Here is a 13957-nt window from a genome sequence, read left to right as displayed (position 1 = left end):
TATGATAAAGTGCATAAGGCTAAGGAGTTAGGTGAAACATCGGACAATATTTCTACCTAATCCTTAGCCTTTTTTGTTGCGCAAATGCCTGTCTTAAACCAAATTAATTCCCGAGTTCACGTTAGGTTAAAGCAAAGTAAATATTATCCTTAATTACTCTAAAAAGCTTTTGTTGTGATCGCTCAATCCGATGCTGAACCAGTTTTAGGCGAATTTTACAGACAAATTATTGTAATGAAAAATGCCTTTCCGAGCCTTCTGAAGGCTATTTTGGCTTAGCTTCCATTAGGGCAATATTTATTCTTGCCAAAGGACTGCTTAAAGAGTGGATATAAAAAAGCTGAACCTGAACATATTGCTCAAATTCAGCTTTTCATTTTAACTCTAATCATCAAGGAAATTACTCTATATGAACTCTTAGAGTTAACTCTTTAACAATTAAGCGCTGTTTACTCTGCTTTACGTCCTGCAATTGCTATATGTAAGGAGTCAATATCTAAATACTTTTGAGCCAATCCCTTTAGTTCAGGTGCAGTTATTGTCCTGATAGTAGTTATATACTGGTTATAATGGTTTGGATCTAAATCATGTAGAACCACCCTTTTGTATTTATCAGCCTGGTCGAAGATGGTAGCAATGTTGTTTATAAACTTACCGAGCATGTAATTTTTCACTGTATGAAGCTCTTCTTCAGGAACATCCTCTTGCTGTAACTGCAGAATTTCTTTTTTTATTTCTTCAATTGTTTTATCAGTAACAGCGTAATTCACATCTGTTCCAATGTAAAATATACTATCCTTTTCCTTTGGCGATATTACAGAGTGAATCCCATAGGTATACCCTTTGTCCTCGCGGATATTGCGCATAAGCCTTGAGCCAAAATACCCTCCTAATATTTCATTCAATACCTTGAGCTTCAGGTAATCCAGGTCCTGAATTAGCGGAAAACGCTTGCCTACACGAATAGACGACTGCAGACTATCCGGCATCTTCACAATTGTCTCTTGCGGTTTCAGCTCTAATATCTGATGTGTTGCTTCTATAGGTTCTTTTCTGTTAATATTCAGGCTTTGCAAAGATTCCTTTAACTCCTCTTCAATTGTTCTATCAAGGTCGCCGCAGGCAAAGATTTCCAGCTGGTTGCTATCATAACGAGAGGCATAAAATTGCTTTAGAGTAGCTAGCGTTAATTGATTAAGGTGCGACTCTTCAAGCCCGAATACATAAGGGTGATTTTCACCGTAAAGTTGTTGTGTTAAAGCCTGAGTGGCCAAATAATTATTTTTTTGCCTCTGTACTCTCAGGTTCTGTATAGTTCTCTGTTTTAGCAGATCAAATTCTTCTTCTGGGAATACAGGGTTTTGAATGACGTCGCAAACTAATGGAAGCAAGGCCTTCAGGTGCTTTGAGAGGCAGTACAACGTAAATTCGGTTCGATCATACCCATGATTGCTGTCGAAGGAGGCACCATAGTAGGCAACCTGATCTGCAATCTGTCTGGCAGTATAATGCAATGACCCTTCAAAGAGCATTTTAGCTGTCAGGTCTGATGCGCCGGGGTGCGCCTCGTACCATTTACCCGCATTAAAAACAAAATCCAGCCTGATTACAGGCTGGGTTTCATTTTTAATCATGTGTAGTTTCACACCATTAGGCAGATGTTGTACTTCTGCTATTTGTAGTGTAACTGCATCTATTTCGTATGTTTCTGGAGCTTTTGTTCTATCAAGCATCTACTTTCTTCTATGTTTATTATTCCAGGTTTAAGCCAATTGTAAAGCGTAGTGTTTGCGCCAGTGGATTTGCCCGCTCATTGGGTACTAGGTATGCTACGTCTACCCCAAATTTTTGGTAGCGCAAGCCAACACCAAATGAAAGATACTTTCTGTCGCCTTTTTGTGGGTTTTCGTAAAAGTAACCTAATCTGGCAGCAAACAGGCTGTTGTACCAGTATTCTACACCACCAGATAAAATAACTTCTTTTAGTTCTTCACTCATACCACCCTCCGCATCGCCGAAGGAAGAGAAGATACCGCTAATTACAGTTTGCGTACTGTCGGCACCTGGCGAAGGAACTAATAATTTATTTGCATCTAGTACAAAGGTTAGGGTATTGTAGGGGTCCAGGTTGTAGGTAAGAGCAGTTCCGAGTTTCAGGTTAGTTGGTAAAAAATCTTTCTGATCAGCATTCGTGTACGATATTTTGCCACCTATATTAGATATGTTACCGGCCAGAGCCAACGTAATTTGTTGGTTTAGCTCTTTGTTATAGTAAACACCTACGTCTACTGCTGCTGTATTACCTGGTTTAGACTCAAATGTAGCACTCTGGCCACTCACATTCACATTCCCGGCAAGGTTTGAGTGAATAAAGCGGGCTCCGATACCAACACTAAAGTTTTCGCTCAAAGCCTGGCCATAAGCTACAGAAACCGCATATTCCTTTGGATTGTAATCCTGCATCGGGTTTCTGTTTTCATCTATAAATTGTATGGCACCCAAGTCAAAATAAGTAAGAGAAACGGACAGGGCAGAGGTCTCGTTTAACTTTTTGTAGCCAGACAAATAACTGAGCGACATGTCGTCTACGATGTTTCTTAACCACGGCGAATATGAAAAAGCAACCGCCATGTCGTTCTCTACAAAACCTAATTTAGCAGGGTTCCAGAAAGGTGAGTTAGCATCGGGGCTGAGTGCTACCCCAGCATCACCAAGAGCAGCCGATCGGGCATCAGGAGCAACAGTTAGAATAGGCACTGCAGTGGTCACTGCCCGAACCTCATTGTCCTGGCCGATCTGATTCTGTGCGAGAGCAAATGGTGCCGAAGCAAAAGTGCACGCTACAAGTGCAGCAGTTAACAGTAAATTTTTGTTATGCATAAGGTTGTTAGTAACTAAATCAAATATAGAGATAGCAATGTTGTTATTCTAATTTAAAATAACAAGCTTTTCAAATTTCGATGTTTTAGAGCCATCTTGCTGAGAGCGAATATTTACTTTATAAACATAAACGCCTCTTGCTAAGGTATCATTGTATTCGTCACGGCCATCCCATGTAATTTCTGCCAGATGAGTCTTGCTGGCATAGCTGGTTGCTTCTAGAGTTTTTACCAACTTACCCGAAATTGTAAAAATCTGAATTTGTATTTCCAGGTTTTCGCCCGCCCTGTTGTGGTCAAAATGAAATGTAGTTTTGGTAGAGAACGGGTTTGGGTGGTTTAATACATGGTCTAACGCTAAGCCTGCTTCATTAGATACAACGAATTCAATGTATTCTTCAGCCGAATTATTATGCGTATCCCAGGCTTTAACCCGTAAGGAATGGGGGCCTGGCTTTAGGTCTTGCAGCAGATAGCGAACAGAACCAGATTGGTAGCTGTCTACATCAGAGGTATAATAATCATTCAGTATAATCAGGTTTTCTTTTGCATCATCCAGAATCGCTGTAATTTCGTGCCCTATTCCCAAACCTGCTGTGTTAATACCATTATCATCGAAGATCTTAGCTAGCAAGAGGGAATTCTTTCCTGTAGTACCTCCGAACACAAAAGACTCATCGTCCATAAACAGGTTGATGGTAGGAGGTATATTGTCTTCTTCTACATTATTTGATGTACCTCCTATGATAATAGACTTGTTGGCGCCCATGGCATCTGTACTGCTGTTGCTTCCGTAGAGGCTTACCTTGCCAGGGCCGTAGTTGTAGGCAATATCTTTTGGTACCACAAAGCTCACTTCAAACAAGCCATTACTAACAGTGGCCTGACCATCGTAGATTACGTTCTCCCTAAGTTGGATAGGCACTGGTTGCCCTGTTTCATCGCCAAAGGTCATTCGTGTGTTTTGCTTGTCGAATACCGTAATAGCCATATTGCCGTTAAAGCTACCTGCTACTGCACCGTTTGGCTCTGTTACATTACCTTTGAAAGTTATTTTACCCAGTGCACTGAGGGTATCATTGGTAATAGGTGCTCCATTGAATTCGGTAATATTAGCCTGAAGGTTTCCGTAAGCCAGTTGTAACGAAGGATCTCCTAGTAAGGTAAAGTTCCGGTTATTCACTCCTCTGGACCCGCTTTCATTACTTGTTATGCTGTTGTTCTTAGTTCTTTGAAGCAGGTCTCCCAAAACCGGCATCTTGCCGTTTACTGGAGTGAAAGCACTTCTAAAAAAACTACGGTTGAGTGCTCGGTTACCATTAGAGTAAACTTTGCGCGTAGTAGTTACTAACCCAACGGCACCTCCTTCCGGACTTAACATGGCAGCTTCTGCTCCGGAAACCCGCACCGGATCATCGTATCGGCCAAACTCACAGGTAGCTGTTACTAAAAAGGTGAGGTTGTTAATGTTTCGCCATCTGTTTACATCCTGTAATGTTACAAGCTGTTCTGAGGCAAGGCTAACCGCGTTACCATGCCCGGTGTAATTTACAATTAGCGAGCCTTGGTCTACCGCTCTGTTAAGCGCATCTGTAGCCTCGGGAGCACGCTGCCCGTTAGAAACAGCCACTTGCTTATAAAGGTCAAGGTAAATTTTGTTTGTGTTGTATTGCGGGAAATCTGCTTCCACATAATTAGCTAGATACTCCGCATCGGTCTGGTGTTCGTTAAAGTCACCATCATCGGCTGCAAAGGTTATGCGGCTGCGCCATTTGCCTAAATGGTTAGGGCTATCGTAGGAAATAATTTTGTTTACAAGGGTAAAAGCCTCTGTTATGGATTTGGCAGGCAGGCGGCCTATTCCTATATCCAGCAAATGATCTCCAAATGTGTTTTCTGCCCATTCGCCTTCATTATCATCCAGAAACCCATAATAATCTTCGGAGGAATAGCTGGTGATTGGGTGCAACGATTGTCTTGACTGATAGGCTGGAACAAAATTCGTGTTGTTCAGGACACGGTTTTTATAATCGTAAGATGCGTCTCCGAAGAGTAGCAGGTGCATTATATCTGCCCCGCTTTTGTTGCTCCGGCTATACAGCATCCGCATAAAGTCTCTTATAGCAGTTATTTCCTGGCTACCGGAAGAGAATTCGTTGTAAACCTGGTTAATGGTAACTACGAGCACCTGCATGTTGCTGTGTTGGCTACGGTGTTCCGCCAACCGGTTGGCGGCCTCCATAAAAGCAGGGTTTGTAATAATAACCAAATCTAAGTCACCATTAAGGTTTTGTGCATGTAGGTTTTGGTTCGCTACCCTACCGGCAGGAGTAGGTCTGAGACCTGCATTATTCTGAAACACTACGAACTCACGTAGCACGGTAGAGGGGGCACTAAAGCTTAAATCAGAACCGCTGGCTACTACCTCCTGCAAAACGGGCTCCAGCGGATCGGTTATGTCCCAGACAACAGCATTTGCAGGTGCACCGGCTATCCGATAGGTACTGGCGGCTGTTTCAAGACTCTTAGTAGATCGGAAGCTGGTTTGCTCTCCATATAATCTAAGTTGTCGCTCCAGGTTTAGTTCCAGATAATTGAGGTAACCTAACGATGTTGAACTGCCGCCGGAATTAAAAGTTAAGTTAACTCGAAGTTCCTGAGTGGCACCAAGTGCTTGTTGGTTAATGGTAAAAGATCGTAGGCTGTTAACTCCTTCCGGGTGATCTGTAAAAGTGCCTCTGCTGGCAATAGCTTGGGTCCCTAAGTTCTGGTTATTGAGCTTCAGGGCAAAAGAAGTGCTGACAGGAGCGTTGGCTAATAGCGCTGCTGTAAGGGTGACAGCAGATCCGGGTACCAGGTCTGATACCGGAAAAGTAAAGTCGCGCGTAGTTGTAAACGAGCTGAACTCCTCGCCATACCACTCTCTGCCTGAGTAGACCATGTTCTTTAAGTCGCGCTCATGAAAAAGCAGTTCGTTGTAGCTTGTAATTATTTGTGAGGCTCCTGCGGCCTGACCTCTGCTGCCTATGCGCGCACCGGGCGCCATGCCCACACGAAGAAAGTAGTAGGCAGTGTCGGAGTAAATATTATAAGCATGTTTAAAAAGCTTTTGAGAGTTGTCGTAGCTCCAGGTGTGAGGGCCTTGTGCGTGAAAGAGAACGTAATCGGCATCGTCAAATCTTCCGTCTGCTTCGCCGGCTACCCAAATGGGATTCTCAGTCAGGTCATCGGGGCGGGCGATGTCGTTTGGCTGGGGGAGCATGCCGCCGCCATTGCCAAAAATCTGGATAGTTTTAGGGTCTAGCCCCTGTGTGCTGATGCCTAGCGCCTGCAGCGTAGTACGATCAATTTTATGAATACCGGAATTCGTAACTGCAAGCCGGTACCAGGTGCCGGTGCTGAGCACGGAGTTGGTTTTATAATTATTGCGGGTGCTGCTAGTGCCTAGGCGTGTGTTGTTCTGAGAAGTGTAGCTGTAGCTGAAGCTAACTAATTTTTCGAGCTGCCCCGACTGTGGATTCTTTCGGATGGGCAGTATGGTTACAAGGGCAACTGGCACCTTGTTCTCCATGGCAGGAGTGATGGTTACGGTTGGTTCAGCTTCGATAGTGCTGCTTTCAAAGAGCTTTTGATCTTCAGCAGAAAAGGCTTGGTAGGATGTTTCCTGCAACCGGAAACTGCTTAAGTTGGCACCCCGAAACTCCATGCGGTAATAGGGCAGGCGTTCCACATAATCATAGCTGGCCCCTTCAAAAGAAGGCATTTTACCAATTAGTGTGGCAGTAGGAAGCACCGCTTCATGCCCCGACCAATTAAGCTGCACTTTTTCAGGTGCTACCTGCGCATTGGCCCTTATAGCTAGTAAGCTGGTGCACAACAGCAGGCACATCAATCTGAACAAGTGGTAAGGCATCATACTGATTATGTGGTAAAAGCTTAAGGATGGTACTTTCTCTGTTATCAGATTATGAACCACGCTTAATTCTTAACAACTATATATTCTGATTATTGTACAATATCATAATTTGTTATTGCTGCAGTTTTAAGGTATACCTCCCTGTTGTAAGATTTGCAAATAGTTTACTGCAAGCTATTTACAACTATTCTTGCAAAGCCAATGGCATCAGCCCATGGCGAATCCTGCTTGTCGGCAACAGTTATCAGGTCTGCGATGTTTTTTTAATAACAGATAAAATTATATAAAGAACTATAATTAGTGGTATTGCCGCAAATTTAATAAGAGCCAGTAAGATTATGGCCAAAATCAGGAAAATAAACCGTGTCTTGTTGTCTTGCCAGCTGTAGTTTTTAAACTTTAAAGCAAACAGTGGTAGTTCTGCTATTAGCAGGTAAGAAAAGATAAAAGTTATAGCCAGCAGAAAAAACGGGTTCAGAATAAAGTCTTCGTAAAGCAAGGGCGAGGCCTCCAGCAACAATGGCAAGGAGGATATAAAAATAGAGCAGGCCGGCGTAGGTACGCCAATAAAAGATTCGGCCTGCCGAGTGTCAATGTTAAACTTTGCCAGCCTAAGGGCAGAAAATATGGTTATTACAAAACCAAAAAATGGCAAAACATCTTCTGATATGCCGGTAGGTGTAGCATCTGCTCTGCTGAGCAAGCCAAACATAATGGTGCCTGGAACAACACCAAAAGATACCATGTCGGCCAGCGAGTCGAGCTGCTTTCCTATTTCAGAGTAAGCTTTCAGTGCCCGTGCCAGCAGACCATCCATAAAATCGAAGGCAGCGGCAATACCTACCAGGTAGGCAGCATAATGAAGCTGTTGATTAAAGGCAAAATAAAGCGCCAGGCAACCGCAAAAAAGATTCAGGCAGGTTATAGCGTTTGGAAGATGCTTTTTCATGTAAGGGTTTGTAACAGGCTGCTTAGGTCAGAAAAGGATTAGACTTTTTCTCAAAGCCAATGGTCGTTTCTGGGCCATGGCCCGGATAAACCGTTACATCGTCTGGCAAGGTAAACAGTTTGGTCCGGATGCTGCTGATTAAGGTATCAAAGTCACCGCCTGGCAAATCAGTTCGGCCTATGCTATTGCGGAACAGCACATCTCCGCCGATACACACTTTTTCTTTCTCGTTGTAAAATACTACATGTCCTGGTGCATGGCCGGGAGCAAAGAGCACCTGAAGTTCCGTGTTTCCGAAACAAATACGGTCTCCTTCTTTTAGAAAAGAACCAGGAAGCTGCTCAGCGTACATCGGGAAACCATAGGAAGGCGCATACACTGACACAGATCGTAATGTCTGGAGATCCACTTCGTGTATTTCTAAGGCTACTCCGTAAGTGTCAGATACAAATTTATTACCAAGCACATGGTCAATATGACAATGGGTGTTCAGCAGCCTTACTACCTTCAGTTCGTGTCGTGCTATATACTCTTTCAGTTCCAGTTGCTCCTGCTTGTCATAACAACCCGGATCAATAACAAGGCACTCCTTTGTGTCGTCGTGTAGTAGGTAAGTGTTTTCCTGAAAAGGATTAAATGTAAGGCAGGTAACCTTCATGTGTTTATCTGTTTTTAGATAGCGGCGCGTGTACAAAATAGGCTTACAAGTTACAAAATTCAGCTGTACTTGTTGTACATTGCCTGCATGATTTACGATTTTGTAATAGTGGGCCACGGACTTGCCGGAGCCATTCTGGCTTATACGTTACGTAAGCAGGGGCAACAGGTATTAGTTATAGACGAGCCAACTGCGCATTCGGCCTCTAAGGTGGCAGCGGGGTTGGTGAACCCGGTTGCAGGCAAGCGCTTTGCCAAATCCTGGCTAGCCGATACGCTTATTCCTGCCGCTGATGCTTTTTATCTGGAGCTGGAAGAGCACTTTCAGCAACAGCTTTATATACACAAGCCAATCTATAAGATTTTTTCTACGATAGAGGAGCAAAACAACTGGATGGCTAAAAGTGCCGACAGCGACTGGAGTGCCTATATTGCCGAAACACGTGTGACTAGTGCCGGAGAGCCAGGCATTGAAGATCCTTTTGGGGGTATTGTAATTAAACGCGGAGGACACCTGCTGGTACGGGAAATGCTATACTTGTTGGAGCAGGAGCAGTTGCAGGCAGGCCTACTGCTGCCTGAACGCTTCGATTTTAATAGCCTGGAGCTTGCAAAAGAGGGGGTTAAGTACAAGGAGGTGCAGGCGCGGCAGCTCATTTTTTGTGAGGGGTACCAGGTTACCCGTAACCCTTATTTTAGCTGGTTGCCGCTGCAGCCAACCAAGGGCGAAGTGCTCGAAGTAAAGACTGAATATAAATTTATAACGGAATGTATCTATAACAAAGCAGTTTACGTTCTTCCGAAAGGGGATGGTATATTCAGGATAGGAGCAACTTACAACTGGCGCCAACCCGATGAAGAACCTACGCAGGAAGGGCAGCAGGAGCTGGCCGAACGCTTTAAACAAATCACGTCTCATGCTTTTAGTATTATAAACCATTGGGCCGGCATACGACCTGCCGTCCGGGACCGGCGTCCGCTAGTGGGTAGGCACCCGGTGCACCCGCAATTGTTGGTGTTTAATGGAATGGGATCCAAAGGTGTGCTAATGGCACCCTCCCTGGCAGCACGTTTTGCTGAGGCCCTGGCAGGAGAGGCAGATATGCTTCCTGAAGTGAATATTTCCAGATATTTTTCGTTATATTACGACTACATAAAACAATAAAGGAGAAACCTAAGCACATGCGATTCTATACAAGGTTCTTGTTGCTGATAGTGCTTTGCGCGCTGGTGAGCGGTACAGCACAGGCACAGCCCGGTCGCGATACATTCGGTAAAAGCCGTATTCAATACAAAAATTTCGACTGGAAGGTATATAGCACACCCAACTTCAATTTCTACTTCTACCAGGGAGGCGACCAAATAGCCCGCAATGCAGCAGAGTATGCCGAAAAGGAGCTTAAGCGCATTACGAGCCTGATCGGGTACTATCCTTACTCCAAGATTACTTTTATTCTCTATAACTCTGCTACCGATCTGAGGCAAAGCAATATCGGTCTTAACAGCGATCAGTTTCAGACCGGAGGAGAAACCCTCTTCCTTAAAAACAAGATTGAAGTAGCTTTTGAAGGTACACAGACGGAGTTTAAGAACAGAATGAGCTATCAGCTCACGGAGTTGCTCCTGAGCGATATGATGTATGGCGGCAGCCTGAAAGAAGCCTTGCAGAGCAGCTACCTGTTGCGCCTGCCCGATTGGTTTATCAGCGGGGTTGCCTCTTATACGGCCGAAGGCTGGAGCGTGGGCATGGACAACTACGTGCGCGACATTATTCTCCAAAACCCTAACCAAAAGCCTGAAGTGCTGCTGAAGCATAACCAACGCGAGACAGGGCATGCCATCTGGAACTACATAGCTGAACGCTACGGCTATACTGCTATACAAAACATCCTGAACCTGACCCGAATAACCCGCGATGTAGAAATTGGCATTACCAGCAGTCTGAATATACCTTATAAGCGCTTTCTGCAGGATTGGTATAAGTATTACCTGCAGGTGAACACGCGCCAGGACAACCCATTGGTTTCGTTGCCAGACGATAAAAAGGTTTTCCAGAAAAATAAGAAAAACCTTGTGTACACACAGCCGGTGCTAAACCCGGAGGGTAGTATGCTGGCATATGCCGAAAACGATAACGGTAAGATCAAGATTTATGTGCAGGAGGTAAAAAGCAAGCGCCACCGCGTTGTATGGTCGAGCGGGTACAAAACACTGGAGCAAAAAATAGATTACAAGTTACCGGTGCTGGCCTGGCGCTCTAACACACAGCTTGGGTTTGTAGAAGCCCGCAGGGGCGAAATGGCTCTGAGGCAAATCGATGCCCGCAGCAGACTATCGCGGCTACCCTTCTACGATGCCTTAACTACGCCTTTTGCCGTTTTGTCACAGTTCTCGCAGGTGCGCGACATGAGCTACTCACCCGATGGAAAAAGTCTGGTTGTGAGTGCCGTAAAGAACGGGCAATCCGATATCTTTTTGCTCTCTGCCACCGGCAGGCTGCAGCAGCAACTCACCAATGACCTTTTCGATGATATTCAGCCTATTTTTATGAAGGGCGGAAACGACATAGCCTTTAGCTCTAACCGCTGGCAAGATACCACAGGTACCAGCCTCGAACCACCTGCGTTTACAGCTATGGTTAATAATTATGATATTTTCCTGCTTCAGCGCAATGGCAGAGAGGTAGAGTTTAAGCAACTTACCTCATCTATTTCCAGCGAAGTGATGCCAAGAGCCACAGAAGACGGTAACCTGGTGTATTTAGGAGAGCATAGTGGCGTGAGGAGCCTCTATACTTACAATATGGCAACCGGAGAGAGTACGCCACTTACAGGATTTCTGCAGGATATAAAGGAGTTCGACTACAAAAGCAACAACAATACCTTGGTGATGACGGCCAGCAGCGGTGCACGCGATTTTGTATACCTGTTCCCTGCTTTTACTGCACCAGCCTTAAACGAGCTGCCTAAAACAGCACGACAGATCATATTGGAAACGCGGGCACGTAACGCGGCGGCGGCAGCAGCCATCGCCAACCAGAAATTGCTGGATAGTAAGTCTCAGGTAGTAAAACCAACCCGGCCTGCCGGGGAGGTTAACATCGAGAACTATGAGTTCGAAAGCGATAAGGCCGCAGCAGCTAAGAGAACAGAAAGCTCTACTGTTGTAAGAAGGCCTGGTGCTCCGCAAGGTGTACAACTTTCCGGTCCTGAAAAGTATGACCTTCGGTTTAGCGTACACGAAATAGTGACTTCGGTGTATGCCGACCCGTTGCTTGGTTTTGGTGTAGTGGCAGGTATAAACATGAGCGACCTGTTCGAAGATCATCACATAAGAGGAGGTGCCTTTTTGAAGACTGACTTTCAGACCAGCCGCTTTTTTGCTGAATACATGAACCTGAAGAAGCGCTACGACTATGGAGCCCGGTTTAGCCGCGACATTATTGTAGCCCAGGATCGGGAGGCCTCTAATACTGTGCTACGCTTTGCCAAACATGAATTTGCGCCGCAGTTTATTTACCCGCTTACCTACAGCACCAGCCTGCATATAAGACCTCAATATGTAAACACCCGCTTTACGTACGTAAACGAGTTTACGGCCCCCGATAGTGTAAACCATTTTGGTGGAGGTAATATAGAGCTGGTGTATGATAACACTATTGCTACTGGCGTAAATATGCTGCTCGGTACTCGCATGAAGGCCGGTTTGTTGAGCCTTAGAAGCATTAACGACAATGCAGCCAGCTTCAATAAGTTTTATGTTGATGTACGGCACTACCAGAAGCTGCACCGCCAAATTGTGCTGGCTACCCGCCTGAGCTATGGTGCCTTTTTTGGCAACGCGCCAAAGAGCTTCCTGATCGGGGGCATGGACAACTGGCTGTTTGCTTCAGAAGATGAGGAGAGCGATCGGAACTCTGTGCCAATTGGTGCTCCTGCCGATTTGTTTTACCTGCAGTACGTAACACCGTTGCGAGGCTTTAATTTTAATACCCGAACCGGCGATAAATATATTGTAGGTAATGCGGAGTTGCGGATCCCTATCGTGCAGTACCTCTACGATGGTCAGATTCCTTCAGGCTTTTTCCGAAACCTGCAACTTACTGCCTTTGCCGATGCCGGTTCTGCCTATAGCGGCAGCAACCCCTTTTACCGGAAATAACTCTATCAACACCAGAACTGTAGGTGGAGGCTCCGATCCTTTTGAGGTAACGGTAATCAACTACAGAAGCCCCTTCCTGGTAGGTTATGGCTTTGGTGCCCGTTCTTCGTTGTTTGGGGTATATGGTAAGCTCGATGTAGCCTGGAGCGAAGATGATTTTACCAGCAAAGGTCCTAAATTTTATGTAACCCTGGGCTACGACTTCTAAGAGCTGCATGGGCCAAAAAACAAAAAACGTGGTGCTTGGTTTTGTGCTGCTGCTGGTAGCGTTGGTAGCATGGCTCCACTTTACCGACAGGAACTATGTATACCGCGCCCTGCGCTATAATTTTGCCGACATAGATGATAATCTGATTTTTGAGCAGCGCACCATTGCCGCTCTTCCTAACCCGCAGCCCTGGCCTTTGGCCAGGCACTACAACAAAAAAAACACACCGGCAGCCCTGCAGCAACTGCACCAGGAACTGGAGTCGGTGGCTTTTCTGGTAGTAAAGCAGGACTCTATTCTGCACGAACAATACTGGCACGGTTACTCTGATAACTCGCGTAGTAATTCTTTTTCGGTTGCCAAGAGCATAGTGAGCCTGCTGGTGGGAGTGGCCATAAAGGAAGGCAGCATTAAAAGTGTGGAGCAACCTGTAGGTGATTTTCTGCCTGCCTTTCGGGAAGGCAACAAAGCCAAAATCAGGCTGAAGCACCTGCTCTGGATGAGCTCTGGCCTGAACTGGGAAGAGTCGTACAGCAGCCCTTTGTCCGTTACCACCGAAGCCTATTATGGCACAGATCTGAAAAAGGTAATCGGGCGCTTGGAGGCGGTGGAGCCACCAGGGCAGCAGTTTAGCTACAAAAGCGGCGACACGCAGGTGCTGGCTTTTGTATTGGAAGCCGCAACAGGCAAACCAGTAAGTGAATATGCCGAAGAAAAGCTATGGCGGAGAATTGGTGCAGAGCAAAATGCCGAATGGAGTATAGATCACCCAGCAGGCATAGAAAAAGCTTATTGTTGCTTTTTTTCCAACGCCCGCGATTTTGCCCGGATTGGAAAGTTGTACCTGCATAAGGGGATCTGGCAAAACGATACCATTGTAGAACCTGCCTTTGTAGAAGCCTCCCTTACACCCAGTCGCCTGCCTGCCGCCTCCGATAAGGAGCCAGTAAACTACTACGGGTACCAATGGTGGATTATACCCGCTTACAAAGGGCAACAGGTTTTTTATGCGCGTGGCATATTAGGCCAATACATCATAATTGTACCCGAAAAAGAGTTGGTGATTGTGCGGCTTGGCAAAAAAAGAGCAGAGATGGTAGGGAAGCACCCGGGGGAGGTGCTGGCTATGATAGATGCAGTTAACGAAATGGAGCCGATATAGTATTTGGCTTCCAGAAAATTTAAAT

General features: G+C 45.5%; 9 protein-coding genes. 4 read left to right on the top strand and 5 right to left on the bottom strand.

The features are described from left to right. Positions 1 to 449: 449 nt before the first annotated feature. The 5 genes from ACMA1I_RS16690 to ACMA1I_RS16670 form a co-directional block, all read right to left on the bottom strand. Positions 450 to 1733 carry a pitrilysin family protein gene (locus ACMA1I_RS16690; RefSeq protein ID WP_337069556.1) on the bottom strand — a complete coding sequence of 428 codons (1284 nt, stop codon included), beginning with the start codon at positions 1731 to 1733 and terminating at the stop codon, positions 450 to 452. A 19-nt stretch (positions 1734 to 1752) separates the two neighbouring features. Continuing rightward, entirely contained in the window at positions 1753 to 2880 is a 1128-nt protein-coding gene (porV, locus tag ACMA1I_RS16685) for a type IX secretion system outer membrane channel protein PorV (protein ID WP_337069555.1), read from the bottom strand. A gap of 48 nt (positions 2881 to 2928) precedes the next feature. Next, complete coding sequence (gene porU, locus ACMA1I_RS16680) at positions 2929 to 6795, bottom strand: type IX secretion system sortase PorU (protein ID WP_337069554.1); 3867 nt, start codon at positions 6793 to 6795, stop codon at positions 2929 to 2931. A gap of 244 nt (positions 6796 to 7039) precedes the next feature. Then, entirely contained in the window at positions 7040 to 7744 is a 705-nt protein-coding gene (locus ACMA1I_RS16675) for a CDP-alcohol phosphatidyltransferase family protein (protein WP_337069553.1), read from the bottom strand. Between the two features lie 22 nt (positions 7745 to 7766). Next, positions 7767 to 8402, bottom strand: a complete 636-nt coding sequence (locus tag ACMA1I_RS16670; protein ID WP_337069552.1) for an MBL fold metallo-hydrolase — start codon at positions 8400 to 8402, stop codon at positions 7767 to 7769. A gap of 87 nt (positions 8403 to 8489) precedes the next feature. Here ACMA1I_RS16670 and ACMA1I_RS16665 point away from each other — a divergent pair, with 87 nt between their 5' ends. Genes ACMA1I_RS16665 through ACMA1I_RS16650 form a run of 4 tightly spaced genes read left to right on the top strand, consistent with a single transcriptional unit; the run spans position 8490 to position 13932 of the window. Continuing rightward, complete coding sequence (locus ACMA1I_RS16665; protein ID WP_337069551.1) at positions 8490 to 9566, top strand: FAD-binding oxidoreductase; 1077 nt, start codon at positions 8490 to 8492, stop codon at positions 9564 to 9566. Between the two features lie 17 nt (positions 9567 to 9583). Continuing rightward, the gene (locus ACMA1I_RS16660; RefSeq protein WP_337069550.1) at positions 9584 to 12562 is read left to right on the top strand and encodes a hypothetical protein; all 2979 of its coding nucleotides are present in this window, start codon (positions 9584 to 9586) and stop codon (positions 12560 to 12562) included. Beyond that, positions 12516 to 12770 carry a hypothetical protein gene (locus ACMA1I_RS16655; RefSeq protein WP_337069549.1) on the top strand — a complete coding sequence of 85 codons (255 nt, stop codon included), beginning with the start codon at positions 12516 to 12518 and terminating at the stop codon, positions 12768 to 12770. Before ACMA1I_RS16660 ends, ACMA1I_RS16655 begins: the two co-directional genes overlap by 47 nt. Before the next feature lie 7 nt (positions 12771 to 12777). Further along, positions 12778 to 13932, top strand: a complete 1155-nt coding sequence (locus tag ACMA1I_RS16650; RefSeq protein WP_337069548.1) for a serine hydrolase — start codon at positions 12778 to 12780, stop codon at positions 13930 to 13932. The last annotated feature ends 25 nt before the right edge of the window (positions 13933 to 13957 follow it).

Source organism: Pontibacter sp. 13R65, from assembly GCF_047525655.1.
Taxonomy (GTDB): Bacteria; Bacteroidota; Bacteroidia; order Cytophagales; family Hymenobacteraceae; genus Pontibacter.
Note: the sequence above shows the minus strand (reverse complement) of the source record. Positions and strands in the feature narration are given on the sequence as shown.